This window comes from Bradyrhizobium hipponense, assembly GCF_008123965.1.
Classification (GTDB): domain Bacteria; phylum Pseudomonadota; class Alphaproteobacteria; order Rhizobiales; family Xanthobacteraceae; genus Bradyrhizobium; species Bradyrhizobium hipponense.
The window spans coordinates 17244-38015 of the sequence record NZ_VSTH01000107.1 but is presented as its reverse complement, the minus strand read 5'-3'; the positions used below and the strand labels follow the sequence as shown (position 1 = coordinate 38015).

The 20772-nt window shown below is 64.3% G+C and carries 18 protein-coding genes; 13 read left to right on the top strand and 5 right to left on the bottom strand.

The features are described from left to right. Positions 1 to 127 precede the first annotated feature (127 nt). Positions 128 to 940, bottom strand: a complete 813-nt coding sequence (locus FXV83_RS29410; protein WP_148743096.1) for a uracil-DNA glycosylase — start codon at positions 938 to 940, stop codon at positions 128 to 130. A 137-nt stretch (positions 941 to 1077) separates the two neighbouring features. Here FXV83_RS29410 and FXV83_RS29405 point away from each other — a divergent pair, with 137 nt between their 5' ends. From FXV83_RS29405 to FXV83_RS43130, 4 genes are all read left to right on the top strand, one after another. Further along, positions 1078 to 2739 carry an electron transfer flavoprotein-ubiquinone oxidoreductase gene (locus FXV83_RS29405; RefSeq protein WP_148743095.1) on the top strand — a complete coding sequence of 554 codons (1662 nt, stop codon included), beginning with the start codon at positions 1078 to 1080 and terminating at the stop codon, positions 2737 to 2739. Between the two features lie 306 nt (positions 2740 to 3045). Then, positions 3046 to 4842: a tetratricopeptide repeat protein gene (locus tag FXV83_RS29400; protein ID WP_148743094.1), complete on the top strand. Its 1797-nt coding sequence runs from the start codon at positions 3046 to 3048 to the stop codon at positions 4840 to 4842. Positions 4843 to 4929: 87 nt separating this feature from the next. Further along, complete coding sequence (locus FXV83_RS29395) at positions 4930 to 5814, top strand: 4-(cytidine 5'-diphospho)-2-C-methyl-D-erythritol kinase (RefSeq protein ID WP_187436246.1); 885 nt, start codon at positions 4930 to 4932, stop codon at positions 5812 to 5814. Between the two features lie 143 nt (positions 5815 to 5957). Further along, positions 5958 to 6128, top strand: coding sequence for a hypothetical protein (locus FXV83_RS43130; RefSeq protein WP_187436245.1), 171 nt, complete (start codon positions 5958 to 5960; stop codon positions 6126 to 6128). Between the two features lie 10 nt (positions 6129 to 6138). On the opposite strand, the gene FXV83_RS29390 is transcribed toward FXV83_RS43130, so the two are convergent. Continuing rightward, positions 6139 to 6771 carry a LysE family translocator gene (locus FXV83_RS29390; protein ID WP_148743093.1) on the bottom strand — a complete coding sequence of 211 codons (633 nt, stop codon included), beginning with the start codon at positions 6769 to 6771 and terminating at the stop codon, positions 6139 to 6141. A gap of 95 nt (positions 6772 to 6866) precedes the next feature. Beyond that, positions 6867 to 7874, bottom strand: coding sequence for a polyprenyl synthetase family protein (locus FXV83_RS29385; RefSeq protein WP_148743092.1), 1008 nt, complete (start codon positions 7872 to 7874; stop codon positions 6867 to 6869). A 131-nt stretch (positions 7875 to 8005) separates the two neighbouring features. Here FXV83_RS29385 and FXV83_RS29380 point away from each other — a divergent pair, with 131 nt between their 5' ends. The 6 genes from FXV83_RS29380 (at position 8006) to glyS (ending at position 13711) form a co-directional block, all read left to right on the top strand. Continuing rightward, positions 8006 to 8233, top strand: a complete 228-nt coding sequence (locus tag FXV83_RS29380) for a putative signal transducing protein (RefSeq protein WP_148743091.1) — start codon at positions 8006 to 8008, stop codon at positions 8231 to 8233. Then, on the top strand, positions 8226 to 8993 hold the full coding sequence (locus FXV83_RS29375; protein ID WP_148743090.1) for a tRNA1(Val) (adenine(37)-N6)-methyltransferase: 768 nt from the start codon (positions 8226 to 8228) through the stop codon (positions 8991 to 8993). Before FXV83_RS29380 ends, FXV83_RS29375 begins: the two co-directional genes overlap by 8 nt. Before the next feature lie 214 nt (positions 8994 to 9207). Beyond that, entirely contained in the window at positions 9208 to 10116 is a 909-nt protein-coding gene (locus FXV83_RS29370; RefSeq protein ID WP_148743089.1) for a S49 family peptidase, read from the top strand. A gap of 105 nt (positions 10117 to 10221) precedes the next feature. Continuing rightward, positions 10222 to 10413, top strand: coding sequence for a hypothetical protein (locus FXV83_RS29365; protein ID WP_148743101.1), 192 nt, complete (start codon positions 10222 to 10224; stop codon positions 10411 to 10413). Between the two features lie 140 nt (positions 10414 to 10553). Next, positions 10554 to 11501, top strand: a complete 948-nt coding sequence (locus tag FXV83_RS29360; RefSeq protein WP_148743088.1) for a glycine--tRNA ligase subunit alpha — start codon at positions 10554 to 10556, stop codon at positions 11499 to 11501. Further along, entirely contained in the window at positions 11501 to 13711 is a 2211-nt protein-coding gene (gene glyS / locus FXV83_RS29355; RefSeq protein ID WP_148743087.1) for a glycine--tRNA ligase subunit beta, read from the top strand. Before FXV83_RS29360 ends, glyS begins: the two co-directional genes overlap by 1 nt. Positions 13712 to 14047: 336 nt before the next feature. Here glyS and FXV83_RS29350 read toward each other — a convergent pair whose 3' ends face one another. Continuing rightward, positions 14048 to 14401: a DUF1236 domain-containing protein gene (locus FXV83_RS29350; protein WP_148743086.1), complete on the bottom strand. Its 354-nt coding sequence runs from the start codon at positions 14399 to 14401 to the stop codon at positions 14048 to 14050. Positions 14402 to 14635: 234 nt separating this feature from the next. Here FXV83_RS29350 and FXV83_RS29345 point away from each other — a divergent pair, with 234 nt between their 5' ends. The 3 genes from FXV83_RS29345 (at position 14636) to FXV83_RS29335 (ending at position 19747) form a co-directional block, all read left to right on the top strand. Beyond that, the gene (locus FXV83_RS29345) at positions 14636 to 14791 is read left to right on the top strand and encodes a DUF3096 domain-containing protein (RefSeq protein WP_074077234.1); all 156 of its coding nucleotides are present in this window, start codon (positions 14636 to 14638) and stop codon (positions 14789 to 14791) included. A 95-nt stretch (positions 14792 to 14886) separates the two neighbouring features. Next, the gene (gene ppdK / locus FXV83_RS29340; RefSeq protein WP_187436244.1) at positions 14887 to 17838 is read left to right on the top strand and encodes a pyruvate, phosphate dikinase; all 2952 of its coding nucleotides are present in this window, start codon (positions 14887 to 14889) and stop codon (positions 17836 to 17838) included. Positions 17839 to 18292: 454 nt separating this feature from the next. Further along, entirely contained in the window at positions 18293 to 19747 is a 1455-nt protein-coding gene (locus FXV83_RS29335) for a cell wall hydrolase (protein ID WP_187436243.1), read from the top strand. 141 nt (positions 19748 to 19888) lie between these two features. Here FXV83_RS29335 and nadC read toward each other — a convergent pair whose 3' ends face one another. After that, positions 19889 to 20767 carry a carboxylating nicotinate-nucleotide diphosphorylase gene (gene nadC, locus FXV83_RS29330; protein WP_148743083.1) on the bottom strand — a complete coding sequence of 293 codons (879 nt, stop codon included), beginning with the start codon at positions 20765 to 20767 and terminating at the stop codon, positions 19889 to 19891. Positions 20768 to 20772: the final 5 nt, after the last annotated feature.

The following is a 20772-nucleotide window of genomic DNA, read 5'->3' as shown; positions in this document are numbered from 1 at the left end:
GGACACCGTAGGGTGGGCAAAGCTAGCGAGGCGCGAGCGCGCTTCGCTGGCGTGCCCACCAGCCACGATCGCGGAGAGATGGTGGGCACGGCGCAAGAGCGCCTTTGCCCACCCTACGAGATTACGATTAATTCGCGCCCGCCATCACCCTCGCGATTGCCCGCAGATCCTGCCAGGCCAGGCGCTTGTAGGACGGCGAGCGCAATAGATAGGCCGGGTGGAACGTCGGCAGCGCGCGGATGGTGCGTGCGCCGGTGTTGTAGTCGAACCAGCGGCCGCGGGTGCGCATGATGCCCTCGCGCGTCGACAGCAGCGTCTGCGTCGAGGGATTGCCGAGCGTCACCAGCACGTCGGGATTCACCAGCTCAATCTGGCGCTGGATGAAGGGCAGACAGATCTGCGTCTCCTGCGGCGTCGGCGTGCGGTTGCCGGGCGGCCGCCACGGGATCACGTTGGCGATGTAGGCCGTGCTGCGGTTGAGCCCGATCGCGCCGATCATGAGGTCGAGCAGCTTTCCGCTGCGTCCGACGAAGGGCAGCCCTTCAATGTCTTCATCGCGGCCCGGCGCCTCGCCCACGAACATGATGCGGGCCTGCGGATTACCGTCGGCGAACACCAGCCGCGTCGCCGTATGTTTCAGCGCGCAGCCCTCGAAGCTCTGCATCAGCTCGCGCAGCGCCTCCAGCGTCGGGGCGGTGCGCGCGGCCTCGCGGGCAGAAGCGATCGCGACCTCTGGTGCGGGCGCAACCTCACCGCGGATCACGGCCGGCGCGGCGACTGGCCGCGGTGCCTCGACCGGGGGCGCTGCGCGCGGGGCCGGCGGCGGGGCGTCCGCCTCGGCCAGCCGGTCGATCGATTCCTCTGCGAGCGCGCAGTCGACACCGGCCTCCAGATAGAAGGCGAGAAGCTCTCGGACGGTGGGTGCGGGTTCGGGGATCATTTGGAAAGTCGGACTTTTATATCAGTTTGGGGCGCCTTGCATCCCAGTGAAACGCATTTCCGAGGTTGTCCTACCCGGAAAAATCGGAAACAAGAGGACGCAAACGACCAAGGAACCGTCTCAAGGGCTGAGATCAGATGAGCACCGAAGAACTTCCCCCGCGCGAATCCATGGAATTCGACGTCGTCATCGTCGGCGCCGGCCCTTCGGGCCTTGCGGCCGCGATCCGGCTGAAGCAGCTCAACGCCGATCTCAACGTCGTCGTGGTGGAGAAGGGCTCCGAGGTCGGTGCGCATATTCTTTCGGGCGCGGTGATCGATCCGGCCGGGCTCGACAAGCTCGTCCCGGACTGGCGCGAGGATTCTGATTGCCCGCTGAAGACGCAGGTGAAGGACGACCGCTTCTACTGGATGACGGGCGGCGGCGCGATCAGGTTGCCGAACTTCATCATGCCGCCGCTGATGGACAATCATCACTGCTATATCGGCTCGCTCGGCAATGTCTGCCGCTGGCTGGCGCGCAAGGCGGAGGCGCTCGGCGTCGAGATCTATCCGGGCTTTGCCGCGACCGAGGTGCTGTATGACGAGCGGGGCGCGGTGAAGGGTATCGCCACTGGCGACATGGGCATCGGCAAGGACGGCAAACCGAAGGACTCCTTTACCCGCGGCATGGAATTGCTCGGCAAGTACACGCTGTTCGCGGAGGGCGCCCGCGGCAGCCTGACCAAGCAGCTGATCAACAAGTTCGCGCTCGACGCAAACAGCGAGCCGTCGAAATTCGGCATCGGCCTCAAGGAGGTCTGGCAGATCGACCCCGCCAAGCATCAGAAGGGTCTGATCCAGCACTCCTTCGGCTGGCCGCTCGACCTGAAGACCGGGGGCGGTTCGTTCCTCTATCATTACGACGACAATCTTGTCGCCGTCGGCTTCGTCGTCCATCTCAACTACAACGATCCGTATCTGTCGCCGTTCGACGAGTTTCAGCGCTTCAAGACCCATCCCTCGATCCGCGGCACCTTCGAAGGCGCCAAGCGGCTTGGTTATGGCGCACGCGCCATCACCGAAGGCGGCTACCAGTCGGTGCCGAAGCTCAGCTTCCCGGGCGGTGCGCTGATTGGCTGCGCGGCCGGCTTCGTCAACGTCCCGCGCATCAAGGGCGTGCACAATGCGATGGGGACCGGCATGCTCGCTGCCGAGCACGTCGCTGCCGCCATCGGCGCCGATCGGGCCAATGACGAGATCGTCGAGTACGAGAATGCCTGGCGCTCGTCGTCCGTGGGCAAGGACCTGTTCCTGGTTCGCAACGTCAAGCCGCTGTGGTCGAAGTTCGGCACCGTGATCGGCGTCGCGCTCGGCGGCTTCGACATGTGGTGCAACACGCTGTTCGGCGGCTCGCTGTTCGGCACCCAGTCGCACGCCAAGCCCGACCGCGCGACACTTGATCCGGCAAAGAACCACGCACCGAGGAGCTATCCGAAGCCGGACGGCAAGATCACGTTCGACAAGCTGTCCTCGGTGTTCCTGTCCAACACCAATCATGAGGAGGACCAGCCGGTCCATCTCAAGGTGACCGACATGAACCTGCAGAAGACGTCCGAGCACGACATCTTCGCCGGTCCCTCGAACCGCTATTGCCCCGCCGGCGTCTATGAGTGGGTCGAGGAGAGCGCAGGCCCGCGCTTTCAAATCAACGCCCAGAACTGCGTGCACTGCAAAACCTGCGACGTGAAGGACCCCAACGGCAACATCACCTGGGTTCCTCCGGAGGGCGGCGGCGGGCCGAATTACGAGGCCATGTAATCGCGAGGCCATGTGAGGTCGAATCTCAGGTCTGCTGACGCGGGCAATCTGACGCACGTTCGCGTGAGGAACGGGGTAGCCGACGGCCGCCGCAGCCACGATACGGCCATAGTAAGAGCGTTTTGGGCGGCTAGGGCCGGTTGTGGCGCGCGGAGGGGATCGCCCGGTCCGAATCCTTGCGGCGAAGCGCCAAAAGCGGCATTGTTCGCCCTGACGGTTCCGGGTCCCGATGCCACCGGCCGCGTTCGCATGCGAGACGGCCTTTTTGCTCCAAACCCTGGCACTACCAACTCAAGGCGAGCCCTGATGTTCTCAAATCGTTTCAACCGCTTGACCGTTGCTGCCATCGCCCTCCTGGGCACAGCGATCGCGACGGTCCCCGGCGGGGTCATGGCGCAGACGCCGGATCATCCGGCCGACACGGCGGCGCAGTTTCCGACCCGAAATGACCTGAAGGCGCTCACGACCTCCGGCAGCTATCTCGCCGCCCGCCACGCCAGCGTCGAGCGCGATGCGGCGTCCGCCGCCGCCTTCTACCGCTCCGCGCTGCGCAGCGATCCCAAGAACAACGAGCTGCTCGACCGTGCCTTCATTTCCTCGGTTGCGGACGGCGACATTGATGAAGCGGTCAAGCTCGCCGAGCGCATCCTCACCATAGACAAGACCAATCGCGTCGCACGTCTCGTCGTCGGCGTGCACGATCTCAAGTTCAAGAAGTACGCGACCGCGCAGAGCAACATCAACCAGTCGATCCGCGGTCCCATCACCGATCTCGTCGCCACTCTGCTGTCGGGCTGGGCCGCCTATGGCGCCGGCGACGCCAAAGGCGGTGTCGCCGCCATCGACAAGCTGACCGGTCCCGAATGGTATCCGCTGTTCAAGGATCTCCACGCCGGCATGATCCTCGAGCTCGCCGGCAAGGAGAAGGACGCGGGCGTCCGCTTCGAGCGCGCCTACAAGCTCGACGATTCCATGCTGCGCATCACCGAAGCCTATGGACGCTGGCTGTCGCGCAACAAGGATTCCGCCGCTGCGACCGCCGTCTATCAGGCCTTCGACAAGAAGCTCGCCCGTCATCCGTTGATTCAGGAAGGCCTGCGCGAGACCAAGGCCGGCAAGAAGATGCCGCCGCTGGCCGATTCCGCGCAAGCCGGTGCGGCCGAAGCTCTCTACGGCATCGGCGCTACCCTGACCCGCCGCGGCGGCGAGGACCTCGCGCTGGTCTATCTCCAGCTCGCGCTCTATCTCCAGCCCAGCCATCCGCTGGCACTGCTGTCGCTCGCCGATCTCTACGAGTCCGTGAAGCGGCCGCAGATGGCCATCAAGGTGTATGAGCGCGTGCCGTCGTCCTCGCCGCTCAAGCGCAACGCGCAGATCCAGCTCGCCGTCGATCTCGATTCCGCCGACCGCACCGACGAGGCGATCAAGATCCTCAAGGGCGTCGTCAGCGAGGATTCAAAGGACCTCGAAGCCATCATGGCGCTCGGCAATCTCGAGCGCGGCCGCAAGAAGTTCGGCGACTGTGGTGCGACCTATTCGCAAGGCATCGACGTGCTGCCGGCCGGCAACGACAAGGCCAACAGCGTCTGGTACTATTACCGCGGCATCTGCGAGGAGCGCTCCAAGCAGTGGGGCAAGGCCGAAGCCGACATGAAGAAGGCGCTCGAGCTCCAGGCCGACCAGCCGCACGTCCTCAATTATCTCGGCTATTCCTGGATCGACCAGGGCGTGAACCTCGACGAAGGTATGAAGATGATCAAGCGCGCCGTCGAGCAGCGCCCCGACGACGGCTACATCGTCGACTCCCTCGGCTGGGCCTATTACCGCATCGGCAATTACGAGGAGGCGGTGAAGAATCTCGAGCGTGCGATCGACCTCAAGCCCGAGGATCCCACCATCAACGATCACCTTGGCGACGCCTATTGGCGCGTCGGCCGAACGCTGGAAGCCAAATTCCAGTGGGCCCACGCCCGCGATCTCAAGCCCGAGCCGGAGGAGCTGCCGAAGATCGAGGCCAAGATCGCCAACGGCATGTCGGACGATAATTCGAACTCTTCGGCGGCGCAGGCCGAGAAGAAAAAGGATGACGGCAAGGGCGGCTGATCTGCGCGCATGATCCGGAATGGCGGGTAATAGCTTTCCGGCAAAATCATGCGAAAGAAGGAAGTAAGGTCTGGGGGCGTGTCGCCGATGCCGGCGTTGGTTGAAGAAGGACGGGCGAAGGTCAATTTGAGCCTTCGCGTCGTCGGCCGTCGCACTGACGGCTATCATGATCTCGAAAGCGTGGTTGCGTTCGCGGACTGTGCCGATCGCCTCACGCTGGAGCCGGGCGGCGAGCTGAAGCTCACCGCTACGGGGCCGCTCGCGGCGGCTTGCGGCGACACTGCTGACAATCTCGTGTTCAAGGCAGCTAAGCTGTTGGCCGAGGCCGTGCCGAACCTGAAGCTGGGTGCCTTCGCGCTCGACAAGGTGCTGCCGGTCGCGGCCGGCATCGGCGGCGGCTCGGCCGATGCGGCTGCGGCGCTGCGGCTGCTCGCGCGCCTCAACAATTTGTCGCTCGATGATCCCCGCTTGCAGAAGGTTGCGCTCGCGACCGGCGCCGACGTGCCGGTGTGCCTGCTTTCGCGCGCCTGCGATATGACCGGTGTCGGCGAGCAATTGCTGCCGCTCGCATTGCCGAGCATGCCCTGCGTCATGGTCAATCCGCGCGTACCGGTCGCGACCAAGGACGTGTTCCAGGCGCTCGGCCTGCGCAACGGCGAGCTGCTGGTCGGCGCCACCTCGGTCTTCGGGGCCGCGGCCTGGCCGGAGGAGGGCGCGTCGATTGCCGATTGGGTCGACGTTCTCGAAACCGTCGCCAACGACCTCGAAGCTCCCGCGATGCGCATCGAGCCCGTGATCGGCGACGTGCTGGAGGCACTGCGCGATTCCGCAGGCGTCAAGCTCGCCCGCATGTCCGGCTCCGGCGCGACATGCTTTGCGATCTTCGGCGAGATCGCTGACGCCCGCACCGCCGCCGAAAAAATCCGGCGCGATCACCCCGGCTGGTGGGTGCATTCGGGGACACTGAGCTAGGATGTTTTCGTAAAGCCCGGGGAGAGTTCCCGCCTTGTCGCGGAACTGGGTGAGACCAGTGCCTTTATCGAGGCCCGGCTGGATCTTCGCCAACGAAAGCACTAGCCTTCATCCGCGCAACCAAATGCCAACGGAGGTTCTCCGTGGAACATCGCGGCATCAGTTTCTCGATTGTCGAAATGAGCTTTCCACACGGCTGGAGATGGACCGTCGGAAAGGGCAAGACAGTTACGGTCGGCGTCTGCGCCACCAAGCAGGATGCGATCCGTCAGGCCCAGACCTTTATCGACGCAGTTGTGGATTGGGCCGTCTAGATTCCCGACTCTAGCCGGGCACGGGCCGCCGCGCCATTGCGAGGGACAAGCCGAGGCCGGCGATGAAGACGCCGGAGCCTTGCGTCAGGCTCCGCATCAGGTGCGGCCTTGCGATCAATTGCCTGCGTGTTGCAGAAGCCATCAGCACCACGACGCCGTCGGCGAGTGTGTTCAGCGCCACCGAGATCGCGCCGAGCGCGATGAATTGCAACGTGGGACTCGATGCTGCCGGATCGAGGAACTGCGGAATGAAGGCGAGGAAGAACGCCGCGGTCTTCGGGTTCAGCGCCTCGACCAGCACGCCGTCTCGGAACGCTCGCTTGTCGCCGACAGCTTCGCTCTCAAGCGACAGAACGCGGCCGGCGCTGCGAAACGTGCGAACGCCGAGCCAGACCAGGTAGAGCGCGCCGACGAACTTCACGACGGCGAACAGTTCGGCACTGGCGAGGATGATCGCGGAGATACCGAGGCTGCCCGCCAGCACATGGACCAGACCGCCCAGAGCTGTGCCCGCGGTCGACGCGAATCCGCTCGTCCGCCCTTCCGACAGCGTTCGGGCCGCCACGTAGAAGATGCCGGGGCCAGGAATTGCGGCAATGACGAGTGCGGCCGCCAAGAATAGCCAGAAATTCGTTGCGCTCATCCTGTTGTCGTAGCGCTGTCTGGTGTGATTGCAAGTGCTCTCGTCTTACCGGCCGGCTACACCCAGGGCCGTTCATGCCGCTTGCGCCGTAGCACCTAATGCGACCGCGCCAGGCAGAACGCCACGACCTGCTCCAGTGCGCTCTTCATCGGCGAGGACGGGAATAGCGCCAGTGCGTCGACCGCCATGGCACCGTAGTGCTGGGCGCGGCTCAGCGTGTCCTCGAGCGTGCGGTGCTTGTTCATCAGGCCTAGGGCGTGGTCAAGATCGCCGTCGCCGATCTCGCCGCGCTCGAGCGCCCGGATCCAGAACGCGCGTTCTGTGTCATTGCCGCGGCGGAAAGCGAGCACGACGGGGAGCGTGATCTTGCCTTCGCGAAAATCGTCGCCGGTGTTCTTGCCGAGCTTGGCGCTCTTGCCGCCATAATCGAGCACGTCGTCGACGAGCTGGAAGGCGATGCCGAGATTCATGCCGACCGAGCGGCAGGCGGTCTGCTCGGCCTTCGGGCGGTTGGCGATCACCGGCCCGACCTCGCAGGCGGCCGCGAACAGCTCGGCGGTCTTGCCGCGGATCACGGCGAGATATTCGTCCTCGGTGGTTGCGGTGTTCTTGGCGGCGGCAAGCTGCATCACCTCGCCCTCGGCGATGGTCGCGGCGGCGGCGGACAGGATGTCGAGCGCGCGGAGCGAGCCGACCTCGACCATCATGCGAAAGGCCTGGCCGAGCAGGAAGTCGCCGACCAGCACGCTCGCCTCGTTGCCCCACAGCATGCGCGCCGAGAGCTTGCCGCGGCGCAATTCGCTCTCGTCGACAACGTCGTCGTGCAGAAGGGTCGCGGTATGCATGAATTCGACGGAGGCGGCGAGCTTGACGTGGCCATCGCCGGTGTAGCCGGCGAGGTTGGCCATGGCGAGCGTCAGCATCGGGCGTAATCGCTTGCCGCCGGAGGAGATCAAATGGTTGGCGACCTCGGGGATCATGGTTACTTCAGAGCCGGTCCGCGACAAAATCGTCGCGTTGACGCGCTCCATGTCAGGAGCAACAAGGGCAACCAGCTCTTCGATCGACGCGCCGGGGGTTTCGAAAGGTACGATGACGGCCACGCCGGTCTCCAATATTTGCCCCGGAGGGGCTATTCTGATGGAAAGACAATAGAAACTGGACGCGGATGCGGCAAGGGCCGCGGAACCATTGACATTGCAGCTTCAACCCCGTCAGGCAGGAGTCCTGTGTTTTGCGAGAACTGGTTCGGACCAACGATATGGTGCTGGTGTCGGCAATCGGCGCGCTGCTCGACGGCGCCAACATCCATCACCTGGTGCTGGACCAGAACATGAGCATCATCGAGGGCTCGCTCGGCATTTTGCCGCGGCGGATCCTGGTCCATGAGGACGATGCGAAGGAGGCCCGGCAGCTTCTGACCGATGCCGGGCTCAGCCACGAATTGCGCGGCGATGAGTGAGACCTTGCCCGACCTCACCGAGGATGCGTTTCTCGGCGGGCAGCTGCGTCTGAAGCAGAAGCGGTCGGGCCACCGCGCGGGACACGACGCTATCCTGCTCGCGGCGGCGACGGAGGCCCGGGCAGGCGACCGCGTGGTCGATCTCGGCGCCGGCGTCGGCACGGCCGGGCTGGCGCTGGCCCGGCGCGTGGCCGGCATCAACCTCCGCCTGGTCGAGATCGATCCAGAGCTGGCAGAGCTCGCGCGTGCCAACGCAGCGGCAAATGCAATTGCCGCCGAGGCGATCGTGCTCGACGTCACGGCCGACGCGCAGGCCTTCGCGGCAAATCGGCTTGTGCCCGACAGTGCCGACATTGTGATGATGAACCCTCCCTTCAACGATTCCACGCGGCATCGCGGTTCGCCGGACGAGGCGCGGCACATCGCGCATGTGGCGACCAAGGAAACGCTGGATGCCTGGGTGCATGCGGCGCGGCGCATCCTCCGGTCGAACGGCGTGCTGACTTTGATCTGGCGCGCGGATGGGATAGCAGAGGTTTTGGCAGCGCTGTCGCGCGGCTTCGGCAGCCTGTCGATCCTGCCGGTTCATGGTGAAGCGGAGCGGCCCGCCAACCGCCTGTTGGTGCGCGCGATCAAAGGCGGCAGGGCGCCGACGCGATTGCTGCCGGGCCTCATGCTGAACGAAGAATCAGGCGTGCCCAAAAAAGAGGTGACGGATATTCTGGAAGGGAGAGCGGCTTTGCCGTTGTCGGAGTCGTGACGGCTTACTGCGGAAGCGATTCCGACTGCTGTTCTTGCGGCGAAGTGAAGCGAATCGCTGTGAAAAGCGCCCCGATCAGCAGTATCAGCAGATAGATTTTCATGTCGCTCTCCGCTGGCGCATTGCAGCCTCCCAACGGGAAATCTGCAAAACACGTTCCAGGCACTTCCAATGACAGTCGCGTGATAAGAAATGGTTAATCAGAGGTAATGGCATGGCCGAACAATTGAACGATCGCGAAGGTTCCGGCCTGCCCGATAAACTGATGCAATATCTGCCTGCGCGCTTCCGTCCCGGCACGGCGGTGGTGCCGGTGGTGCGGCTATCCGGCGTGATCGGCGCGGTGACGCCGCTGCGTCCAGGCATGACGCTCGCAGGCCTCGCGCGGGTGCTGGAGCGCGCCTTCGCGGTCCGCAACGCCAAGGCGGTGGCGCTGGTGATCAACTCGCCCGGCGGCTCGCCGGTGCAGTCGCGCCAGATCTATCTGCGCATCAAGCAGCTCGCGGCCGAGAAGAAGTTGAAGGTTCTGGTTTTCGTCGAGGACGTCGCGGCGTCCGGCGGCTACATGATCGCCTGCGCGGGCGACGAGATCATTTGCGATCCATCCTCGATCCTCGGCTCGATCGGCGTGGTCGGCGGCAGCTTCGGTTTCCAGGAGGCGATCAAGCGGCTCGGCATCGAGCGGCGCCTGTACACCGCCGGCTCGCACAAGGCGATGCTCGATCCGTTCCTGCCCGAAAACCCTGATGACGTGGCGAAGCTGAAGGCGATCCAGCGCGAGATCCACCAGATCTTCATTGCGCTGGTGAAGGAGAGCCGCGGCGCGCGGCTGAAGAGTGCCGACGACACCCTGTTCACCGGAGAATACTGGGCCGGCGAGAGCGCGATTGCTCTAGGGCTCGCCGATGGCATCGGCGATCTCCGCTCAACTCTTCGTGCCCGCTATGGCGAGAAGGTTCTCACCCCCGTGATCGCACAGCCGAGCGGGCTGCTGTCCGGCCTTCTGGGGCGGAAATCGCCCGGCGCAGGCCAGCTTTCGGCCCTGGAATCGATGGCCGGTCTGCCGGACGAGCTGATTTCGGCGGTCGAAACCCGCGCGATTTGGGCAAAATTCGGGTTCTAGCCGGCACCCTGCCGCGCCATTTGGCCTCTCGGTGAGCCAATTGCGGCGCTGCCCGGTCTGCGCAAGAATGCAGATGGGGGCTGAGCATTGAACAAGGATCGACCGATGCCGCCGTTCGTCGCTTTCGCGGGCGTTCTAGGCGGGCTTGCCGTGGTCCGCTGGGCCTACAAGACCGCTATCCGGATCAACCAGGAGCTGGAGGAGATACGCCTGTCGCGCGTCGCCGAGGCCGCCCACATGGGGGAAATCCGGACCCTGAAACAGGACCCGGTGACCGGAGCTTACCGGCCGGGTTAGGTCCCGCACTCGTCATGGCCGGGCTTGTCCCGGCCATGACGGAGAGTTCGCCCGTCCCACGCCCCCTTCGCCTTGATTCCCATCTCCGCCGTCGATACGGTCCCGCGCGATTCACCCCCCCGCGAGAGCCTGATCTGACGATGGACGCCTCATTGCCCGCCCATATGCGCCCGGAACGCTCGTTCCAGGGCTTTATCCTCGCGCTCCAGCGGTTCTGGGCCGAGCAGGGCTGCGTCATCCTGCAGCCTTACGACATGGAGATGGGCGCGGGCACCTTCCATCCGGCCACCACCCTGCGCGCGCTCGGGCCAAAGCCCTGGAACGCCGCCTATGTGCAGCCCTCACGCCGCCCCAAGGATGGCCGCTACGGCGAGAACCCGAACCGGATGCAGCACTACTACCAGTTCCAGGTGATCATGAAGCCGTCGCCGCCGAACCTACAGGAGCTGTACCTGAAATCGCTCGTCGCGATCGGCATCGATTCCGCCGTGCACGACATCCGCTTCGTCGAGGACGACTGGGAGAGCCCGACGCTGGGCGCCTGGGGCCTCGGCTGGGAATGCTGGTGCGACGGCATGGAAGTGAGCCAGTTCACCTATTTCCAGCAGGTCGCGGGCTTCGAATGCGCGCCGGTCGCGGGCGAACTCACCTATGGGCTCGAACGCCTGGCGATGTATGTGCAGGGCGTCGACCGCGTCTATGATCTCAATTTCAACGGCCGCGACGGTGACGCCAAGGTGACCTACGGCGACGTCTTCCTCCAGGCCGAGCGAGAATATTCGCGGCACAATTTCGAAGTCGCCGACATCACAATGCTGTTCGAGCAGTTCAAGATGGCGGAAGCCGCCTGCAAGAAATATCTCGATGCAGGTTGGCAAAAAAATTCTGAGTCGGGCAAGCTCGAGGCGCATTTGATGGCGCTGCCCGCCTATGACCAGTGCATCAAGGCAAGCCACGTGTTCAATCTGCTCGATGCGCGCGGCGTGATCTCGGTGACGGAGCGGCAGAGCTACATCTTCCGCGTGCGCGAACTGGCAAAGGCCTGCGGCGAAGCCTGGATGCACACCGAAGCCGGTGGAGCAGCCTGATGCCCGATCTGTTGCTTGAACTGTTCTCGGAAGAAATCCCCGCCCGCATGCAGGCCAAGGCGGCCGACGATCTGCGCCGCATGGTCACCGACAAGCTCGTCGCCGAAGGTCTCGTTTACGAGGGCGCGAAAGCCTTCGCGACGCCGCGCCGCCTGGCGCTGACCGTGCACGGCATCCCTTCGCGCCAGCCCGATCTGAAGACCGAACGCCGCGGGCCGAAAATGGGCGCGCCCGATGCGGCCGTGCAGGGCTTCCTGAAAGCGACGGGTTTGACATCGCTCGACGAAGCCAAGATCCAACGCGACCCCAAGGGCGATTTCTACATCGCGCTGATCGAGAAGCCGGGCCGCCCGGCGATCGACGTGCTCGCCGAAATCCTCCCCGTCATCATCCGCACCTTCCCCTGGCCAAAATCGATGCGCTGGGGCGCGCGCTCCGGCAAACCAGGCTCGCTGAACTGGGTGCGCCCGCTGCACGCGATCACCGCGACCTTCGGCCTCGAGACCGAAGAGCCTGATGTCGTAAAGTTTTCGGTAGACGGCATCGAGGCCGGCCAGACCACCTATGGCCATCGCTTCATGGCACCGGCTCCAATTCAGGTGCGCCGCTTTGAGGACTACGAAGCCAAGCTGAAGGCCGCGAAGGTCATCCTCGATCCGCAGGCACGCAAGAACATCATCCTCGCTGACGCCAAGGAGCTGGCGTTCGCACAGGGACTTGAGCTGGTCGAGGACCAGGTGCTGCTGGACGAGGTTTCGGGTCTCGTCGAATGGCCGGTCGTCATGATGGGATCGTTCGAGAAGGAGTACCTCGCGATTCCGGACGAGGTGATCCGCGCCACCATCCGCAACAACCAGAAGTGCTTCGTCGTTAGGGATCCCAAGACGGGCAAGCTGACCAACAAATTCGTCCTCACCGCCAATATCGAGGCCGCCGACGGCGGCAAGACCATCGTGGCCGGCAACGAGCGCGTCATCCGCCCGCGGCTGTCCGATGCGAAGTTTTTCTACGAGACGGACCTGAAGACGAAGCTGGAAGAACGGCTGCCGAAGTTCGAGCAGATCGTGTTCCACGAGAAGCTCGGCACGCAGGCGGAGCGGATTGAGCGCATCGAGCGCCTCGCGGCCGAGATCGCGCCGCTGGTGGGCGCCGATGTCAGCAAGGCCAAGCGCGCCGCGCATCTGGCGAAGGCCGATTTGCTGACCGAAGTCGTCGGCGAATTTCCTGAAGTGCAGGGCCTGATGGGCAGGTACTACGCGCTGGCCCAGGGCGAAGACGCCTCAGTCGCCGCGGCCTGCGAGGAGCACTACAAGCCGCAGGGGCCCACTGATCGCGTGCCGACCGATCCGGTGAGCGTCGCAGTGGCGCTCGCCGACAAGATCGATACGCTGGTTGGGTTCTGGGCGATCGACGAGAAGCCGACGGGATCGAAAGATCCCTACGCGTTGCGGAGAGCAGCGCTCGGCGTGATTAGGATCATCGTCGACAACAATCTGCGTCTTCCGCTTTGGAAGCTGCTCAGCCAGCACGCCGTCCAGATAACGTCTATCCTCTACGAGGAAGGAATCGATTTGATCGCTGAGCTGTCCGATTGGATTGGCGACGCGCAATACGCCGAGATTCCGAGCATTTCATTTTCGAACAAGGTTACGGAGTCGGCATACAAGGTGCTGAAGCCCCGCGTTCACGATCTGCTCTCCTTCTTCGCCGATCGCCTCAAGGTCCAGCTCCGCGAGCAGGGCGCGCGGCACGATCTCGTCGACGCCGTGTTCGCGCTCGGCGGTCAGGATGATCTGCTGATGATCGTCCGCCGCGTCGAGGCGCTCGGCAAATTCCTCGATAGCGACGACGGCAAGAATTTGCTCGCCGGCATCAAGCGCGCCAGCAATATTCTTGGCATCGAGGAGAAGAAGGACAAACGCAGCTTCGATGGCGCGCCGGAGCCTGCGCTCTACAGCCTCAGCGAGGAGAAAGCGCTGGCCAAGGCAATCGGTGAGGTGAAGGCGGACGCCAGTGCCGCCGTCGCCAAGGAGGATTTTGCCGCGGCGATGAGCGCGATGGCAAAGCTGCGTCCCCCGGTCGATGCATTCTTCGAGAAAGTTCGTGTCAACGACGACGACCCGAAGGTGCGCGAGAACCGGCTGAAGCTGTTAAATGAAATCCGCAGCGCCACGCGTGCGGTCGCGGATTTCTCGAAGATCCAGGATTAACTGCGCAACAATTTAGCCTGTCATTCCCGGGCGCGCGAAGCGCGAGCCCGGAGTCCATTCATCGTCATGCGCTGTGGCCCGATGGATTCCGGGCCCACGCCTTCGGCATGTCCCGGAATGACGGTGGTGAGCGTAAGGCAAAAAAGCCCCGCCCGGTCATGCGCTGTGGCCCGATGGATTCCGGGCCCACGCCTTCGGCATGTCCCGGAATGACGGTGGTGAGCGTAAGGCAAAAAAGCCCCGCCCGGCGGGGGGAGGACCGGGCAGGGCCTGATGTCCGATTTATACTGCATGCGCCAGTCTCGATCGGCGCGCCGGACATCGAGTTGAACTGAATTAGTCCAGCACCTCGACGATGCGCCGCGAGCGCGGCTCGACCAACACGGTTTCGCCGTTCACGACGGTGTAGCGGTAGGTGGTGGCGCCGAAACGCTGCGGGACGTCATAATAAGTGACGCCGACATCAGGCAAGGTGGCACCGACCACCACGCGACCCGGAATGCTGAAAGCCGGCACACGTTGTTCGACGACATAGTCGCGGAAAGCCGGCCGTTGTTCGACCGCGATGGTCGGGCCGCTGTCGACCACGGCGGGCGCGCGGCCCACCGTGACATCGCTTTGCGCCTGCGCTACGACCGGCGAGCCAATCGCGGCCGCGAGCGCTGCAAGAGCAAGAATCCTGTTCCGCATAGGCAACTCCTTCGACGTGATTTTCGGGAAGCGCCAGTGGCGCGACTAGTTGCCAATGCATGCGTCCAGGCAATGTTCCGGCAAACGCGCGGCCACATTCGAGGCAATTTCAGGCAGTTTTCGCGAAGCGTGGAACCCGCGCCACCCCTAACGCGTCTCTCCCCGCGGAACCCGGTCCGCTATGATCTGCCCCGCGATTCGCCTCACGCTACCCAAGCCACAGAAAGATAATTCATGCACATCACCGTCGCCCACATTTCGCCAATCCTATCGCTGATTGCGGGCGTGCTCATCCTGATCATGCCGCGGCTCCTCAATCTGATCGTCGCGATCTTTCTCATCATAAATGGTGCGATCGGGCTCGGATTATTGAAGTGGCTCCATCTCTAGGCCTTCATTTTCCGGAACTCTTCGACTTGCGCGCGCCCGCCCAAAGTGGTGTAAGCGCGCGATTTCCCATTCCTCTCGCAGGTTGTGTGCAAGCTATGGCCAAAGCCGCCTCGAAGCCCAATAAAACTCCAGCGAAAATGCCAGCGAAATCAAAGTCCTCCGCCAAGGCGAAAGCTGCGCCGCCGGCTCGCAAGGCGCTTCCGAAGAGCGCCTCGAAACCGGTCGCCAAACCAGCTGCGAAGCCCGTTGCCAAGCCGGCTATCAAGCCCGCCGCGAAGTCTGCGACCAAGCCGGCTGTGCCGAAGGTTGCCGCCAAAACCGCGCCCATCAAGCCAGCACCAGGCAAGGCGGCGCCCGTCGCGGTCAAGGCGGGCAAGTGGGTCTATACGTTCGGTGACGGCAAGGCCGAGGGCAGTGCCGAGATGCGCGACCTGCTCGGCGGCAAGGGCGCCAACCTCGCCGAGATGGCCAATCTCGGCCTGCCGGTGCCGCCGGGCTTCACCATCCCGACCTCGGTCTGCACCTACTTCTACGCACACGACAAGAGTTATCCGAAAGAGCTGCAGTCGCAGGTTGAGAAGGCGCTCGACTATGTCGGCAAGTTGACCGGCAAGGTGTTCGGTGACGGCAAGAACCCGCTGCTGGTCTCGGTGCGCTCCGGCGGCCGCGCCTCGATGCCGGGCATGATGGACACCGTGCTCAATCTCGGCCTCAACGACGAGACGGTGGAAGCGCTGTCGGAGCTCTCGGGCGATCGCCGCTTCGCCTATGACAGCTATCGTCGCTTCATCACCATGTATTCCGACGTGGTGCTCGGGTTCGAGCATCATCACTTCGAGGAGATCCTCGATACCTTCAAGGACAGCCAGGGCTACACGCTCGACACCGATCTGTCCGCCGAGGACTGGGTCGAACTGGTCGGCAAGTACAAGGACGCTGTCGCGCGCGAGATCGGCAAGGATTTTCCGCAGGATCCGCACGACCAGCTCTGGGGCGCGATTGGTGCCGTATTCTCCTCCTGGATGAACACGCGCGCGGTGACTTACCGCAAGCTGCACGACATTCCGGAATCCTGGGGCACCGCGGTCAACGTGCAGGCGATGGTGTTCGGCAACATGGGCGAGACGTCGGCCACCGGCGTTGCCTTCACCCGCAATCCCTCGACCGGCGAGAGCAAGCTCTACGGCGAGTTCCTGATCAACGCGCAGGGTGAAGATGTGGTGGCGGGCATCCGCACGCCGCAGGACATCACCGAGGACGCGCGGAAGGAGTCGGGCTCCGACAAGGCGTCGATGGAATCGGCGATGCCGGAGGCCTTCAAGGAGCTGACGCGGATCTACACGCTGCTCGAAAAGCACTACCGCGACATGCAGGACATGGAGTTCACGGTCGAGCAGGGCAAGCTCTGGATGCTGCAGACCCGCGGCGGCAAGCGTACCGCCAAGGCGGCGCTGCGCATCGCCATCGAGCTCGCCAATGAAGGCCTGATCACCAAGAAGGAAGCGGTGACGCGGATCGATCCGGCCTCGCTCGATCAGCTGCTGCATCCGACCATCGATCCCGACGCCAAGCGCGACGTGATCGCGACCGGCCTGCCGGCCTCGCCCGGTGCTGCCTCCGGCGAGATCGTGTTCTCTTCGGATGAAGCGGCAAAGCTTCAGGGCGACGGGCGCAAGGTCATTCTGGTTCGGATCGAGACCAGCCCCGAAGACATCCACGGCATGCACGCCGCTGAAGGCATCTTGACCACCCGCGGCGGGATGACCTCGCACGCGGCGGTGGTCGCGCGCGGCATGGGCAAGCCCTGCGTCTCCGGCTGCGGCACCATCCGCGTCGATTACGGCCGCGGCACCATGAGCATCGGCTCGCGCACCTTCAAGACCGGCGACGTCATCACCATCGACGGCTCGCTCGGCCAGGTGCTTGCCGGCCGCATGCCGATGATCGAGCCGGAGCTCTCCGGCGAGTTCGGCACGCTAATGAACTGGGCCGACCAGGTCCGCAAGATCGGCGTCCGTGTCAATGCCGACACGCCCGAGGACGCCCGCACCGCGATCAAGTTCGGCGCGGAAGGCATCGGTCTGTGCCGCACCGAGCACATGTTCTTCGAGGAGACGCGCATCCGCACGGTGCGCGAGATGATCCTCTCCGAGGACGAGCAGTCGCGCCGTGCCGCACTTGCCAAGCTGCTGCCGATGCAGCGTGCCGACTTCGTCGAGCTGTTCGAGATCATGAAGGGCCTGCCCGTCACGATCCGCTTGCTGGATCCGCCGTTGCACGAGTTCCTGCCGCACACCCATGCCGAGGTCGAGGAAGTGGCGCGCGCCATGAACACCGATCCCAGGCGTTTGGCCGACCGCGCGCGCGAGTTGTCGGAGTTCAATCCGATGCTCGGATTCCGCGGCTGCCGTATCGCGATCGCCTATCCGGAGATCGCCGAGATGCAGGCGCGTGCGATCTTCGAAGCCGCTGTCGAGGCCGAGAAGCGAACCGGCAAGGCCGTGGGCCTCGAGGTGATGGTGCCGCTGATCGCGACCAAGATGGAGCTCGACCTCGTCAAGGCGCGCATCGACGCCACCGCGAAGGCGGTGATGCGCGACACCAACACCAAGCTCGCCTATCAGGTCGGCACCATGATCGAGCTGCCGCGCGCCTGCCTGCTCGCGGCCGAGATCGCGCAGTCGGCGGAGTTCTTCTCCTTCGGCACCAACGATCTGACGCAGACCACCTACGGCATCAGTCGCGACGATGCGGCGAGCTTCCTCGGGACCTATGTGACCAAGGGGATTCTCCCGATCGATCCTTTCGTCGCGCTCGACCAGGAAGGCGTCGGCGAGCTTGTCAAGATCGGCGTTGCACGCGGCCGCAAGACGCGTCCCTCGCTCAAGGTCGGCATTTGCGGCGAGCACGGCGGCGATCCGGCGTCGGTCGCGTTCTGCCACACGATCGGCCTCGACTACGTCTCCTGCTCGCCCTACCGCGTGCCGATCGCACGTCTGGCCGCCGCGCAAGCCGCGCTCGGCAAGGCGGTTGCGAGCCAGGCGTAAGACGAAGAGTTGAAACGTTGAATGCAAAGAGGCGGGTCCAAGCCCGCCTCTTTTCATTTGAGGCGACACTCTCGCCACACCGTCGTTGCGAGCGTAGCGAAGCAATCCAGAATCTCTCCGCGGCAGCAGTCTGGATTGCTTCGTCGCAAGAGCTCCTCGCAATGACGATGTGGACTTCGTGCAACATCGGGAACCGCGCGCGTCCCGTAATGATACGTGCACGCAAGAGTTCCTTCACCATTGGCGTTGACCGCTTGTTTACCGTTTCGCGTCGGCGGAAATTTACCAACGCACGCAATCGCCCCGTGAAAACATCAGCGATCGCTTGAGTGTGCTTCGTGCGCAACGTCGATTAACGCCCCGGCAACCTAAATTAGATACTTACGATAAAGATCGAATTGCACGGATGTACTGCGGCTCGATCCTCTAGCGTAAGCGTAGCGTGAGCGTATCGATGTTTTTGTTGCGTAACCATCCGAAGGGCGCGCGGTTCGCGTCCTTCGGCATCGGTCTCTGCATCTTCGCATTGATGCCGAGGGAGACCGGCTATCAGGACATTGCTTCGCTGCTGGCGCGTCAGCCCGGCGTCGCCGAGCGCTGGCAGAAGCAGGTGTTTTCTGCGGCGTCCTCGATTCAGCTTGCCACCTACAGTTTTTCCCGCCCGATCGGGACCTCGGTTCCGCAGAGCCCGATGGTTCGCCTCGCAAGCCTCGATAGCCGCGATGTCACCGGCTCCATCACGCGCAATCCGGCGCTGCAGGCGCCGCCGCGCTACCAGGCCTCTGACTTTCCCAAGGTCGATCGCTCGATGAAGGGTGACCGCCTTGCCGCGGCGACACCGGCGCCCGGGCCTGCCGAGACGGCCGCGCCGCCCACGCCCGCGCAGCAAGATCCCGCGACCTCCAACAGCTCGGTGTTCGGCGCCAAGACTGCAGCATTGCCGCAGGCGATGTCGCCGGAATCCGCAGCCGCGCTCGATCCCGAGCTCCAGGAAGCGCTGCGCGCGCCGCCACTGCCGCAATATTCCGTTGCGCCAGAGGCCAGTGACACCGCGCGCGCATTCGCGGTTCAGCCACTGGAGGCGCTGAAGCGGACCGCCGCACCGGCCGCGCCGCCGCGCGATCCCTTCAGCGTGAAGACGTCGAACCTGTTCTTCGGCAGCTCCTCGCTCGGCGGCTCGCTCGAGAGCATCGAGAGCTGGCAACCCGGTGCCGAGCCGCTGATCGTGATGCCCGACCCCGACATGAAGGTGACCGCCTCGCTGTCGCCACCGTCGGAGGACATTGCCAAGGAGGCCGAAAGCGGCGAAAGCGTCGCGCCGAAGGGCGAGGTCAACGTCGACAACCAGCGCGCCAGGTCACCGGCGGAACGGCTCGCGCTCGACGAAAAGTCTCGCGCGAAGTCCGAGAAGTGCCTCGCCGAGGCGGTCTATTTCGAATCCCGCGGCGAAGCGGTGCGCGGACAGATGGCGGTCGCCCAAGTGGTGATGAACCGTGTGTTCTCCGGCAAATATCCGGACACCGTGTGCGGCGTGGTCTATCAGAACAAGTATCGCCATTTTGCCTGCCAGTTCACCTTCGCCTGCGACAACAATCCCGACGTGATCCGCGAGCCCGAGATGTGGGGGCGCGCCAAGAAGATTTCGAAGGCGATGTTGGACGGCCAGATCTGGCTGCCCGAAGTCGGCAAATCCACGCACTATCACGCCTATTGGGTGCGTCCGTCCTGGGTCGCCGAGATGAAGAAGATGTACAAGTTCGGCGTCCACACCTTCTATCGGCCGCGCAACTGGGGCGACGGCAGCGAGGAGCCGAGCTGGGGCACCCCGGCGCAGACCGCAGCGCTCTCGGCGGAGCTCGCGCAGGAAGCCAGGAGCTCCGCCGAGATGGGCGCGATAGAGCGGCGGTAGGTTTGCTTCACCTCGCTTGCGGGCGCATTCGGAAGAGGTCGTCATGCCCGGGCTTGTCCCGGGCATCCACGTTCTTCGTGCCGCGCGGCGAGGCGTGGATAGCCGGGACAAGCCCGGCCATGACGGAAAGGGCGGCACCCATCACGCCTCGATATCCAGCGCGCAGTCGAAATTTGGCGCGGAATGCGTCAGCGCGCCGGATGAGGCATAGTCGACGCCGGTCGCCGCGATGGCCGCGATCGACTCCAGCGTGACGCCCCCGGACGCCTCCAGCGCGACGCGGCCCTCGCCAAGCCGCACCGCCTCCCGCAGCGTCGCAAGGTCCATGTTGTCGAGCAGCACGGCGTCGGCCAGCCCGGTGTCGAGCACCTCGCGCAGCTGCGTCAGCGTATCGACCTCGATCTCGATCTTGACGAGATGGCCGGCATGGGCGCGGGCGCGCTCCAGCACGGGGCGGATACCGCCGGCGACGGCGATGTGATTGTCCTTGATCAGGATCGCATCGTCGAGGCCGAAGCGGTGATTGAAGCCGCCGCCGCAGCGCACCGCGTATTTTTCCAGCGCGCGCAATCCCGGGGTCGTCTTGCGCGTGCAGCAGATGCGCATTTTGGTGCCTTCGGTCCGGCGGACATAGTCCGCCGTGAGCGTGGCGACACCCGACAGCCTGCCGACGAAATTCAGCGCAGTGCGCTCCGCGGTGAGAATGGCGCGCGCGGGCCCAGAGATCGTCAGCACCTGCTGCCCGCGGCCAACGCGCGCGGCATCGCGCACATGCGCACGTACCTCGATATCGGGCGACAGCTTTTGCAGCGTAGCTAGTGCCAGCGGCAGTCCGGCGATCACGCCGGACTGGCGCGCAACCAGGATCGCCTGCGCTTTCGTCGCTTCGGGGATCGTCGCCAGCGAGGTGATGTCGCCGGCACGGCCAAGATCCTCATCGAGCGCGCGATGCACGGCATCGTCGATCGCGAGTGGGGACAGGAAGGCGTCGGGATTGAGCAGTGAGACTGGGCTGATCATCGGAG

Bases quoted from the DNA above. Each gene is read 5' to 3' on its own strand.
- ppdK (WP_187436244.1), top strand. From the start codon at position 14,887: ATGGCCAAAGCCGCCTCGAAGCCCAATAAAACTCCAGCGAAAATGCCA.
- FXV83_RS29375 (WP_148743090.1), top strand. From the start codon at position 8,226: ATGAGTGAGACCTTGCCCGACCTCACCGAGGATGCGTTTCTCGGCGGG.
- FXV83_RS29350 (WP_148743086.1), bottom strand. From the start codon at position 14,401: ATGCGGAACAGGATTCTTGCTCTTGCAGCGCTCGCGGCCGCGATTGGC.
- glyS (WP_148743087.1), top strand. From the start codon at position 11,501: ATGCCCGATCTGTTGCTTGAACTGTTCTCGGAAGAAATCCCCGCCCGC.
- FXV83_RS29390 (WP_148743093.1), bottom strand. From the start codon at position 6,771: ATGAGCGCAACGAATTTCTGGCTATTCTTGGCGGCCGCACTCGTCATT.
- FXV83_RS29360 (WP_148743088.1), top strand. From the start codon at position 10,554: ATGGACGCCTCATTGCCCGCCCATATGCGCCCGGAACGCTCGTTCCAG.
- FXV83_RS29365 (WP_148743101.1), top strand. From the start codon at position 10,222: ATGCCGCCGTTCGTCGCTTTCGCGGGCGTTCTAGGCGGGCTTGCCGTG.
- FXV83_RS29400 (WP_148743094.1), top strand. From the start codon at position 3,046: ATGTTCTCAAATCGTTTCAACCGCTTGACCGTTGCTGCCATCGCCCTC.
- FXV83_RS29395 (WP_187436246.1), top strand. From the start codon at position 4,930: ATGCCGGCGTTGGTTGAAGAAGGACGGGCGAAGGTCAATTTGAGCCTT.
- FXV83_RS29345 (WP_074077234.1), top strand. From the start codon at position 14,636: ATGCACATCACCGTCGCCCACATTTCGCCAATCCTATCGCTGATTGCG.
- FXV83_RS29335 (WP_187436243.1), top strand. From the start codon at position 18,293: ATGTTTTTGTTGCGTAACCATCCGAAGGGCGCGCGGTTCGCGTCCTTC.
- FXV83_RS29370 (WP_148743089.1), top strand. From the start codon at position 9,208: ATGGCCGAACAATTGAACGATCGCGAAGGTTCCGGCCTGCCCGATAAA.
- FXV83_RS29405 (WP_148743095.1), top strand. From the start codon at position 1,078: ATGAGCACCGAAGAACTTCCCCCGCGCGAATCCATGGAATTCGACGTC.
- nadC (WP_148743083.1), bottom strand. From the start codon at position 20,767: ATGATCAGCCCAGTCTCACTGCTCAATCCCGACGCCTTCCTGTCCCCA.
- FXV83_RS29410 (WP_148743096.1), bottom strand. From the start codon at position 940: ATGATCCCCGAACCCGCACCCACCGTCCGAGAGCTTCTCGCCTTCTAT.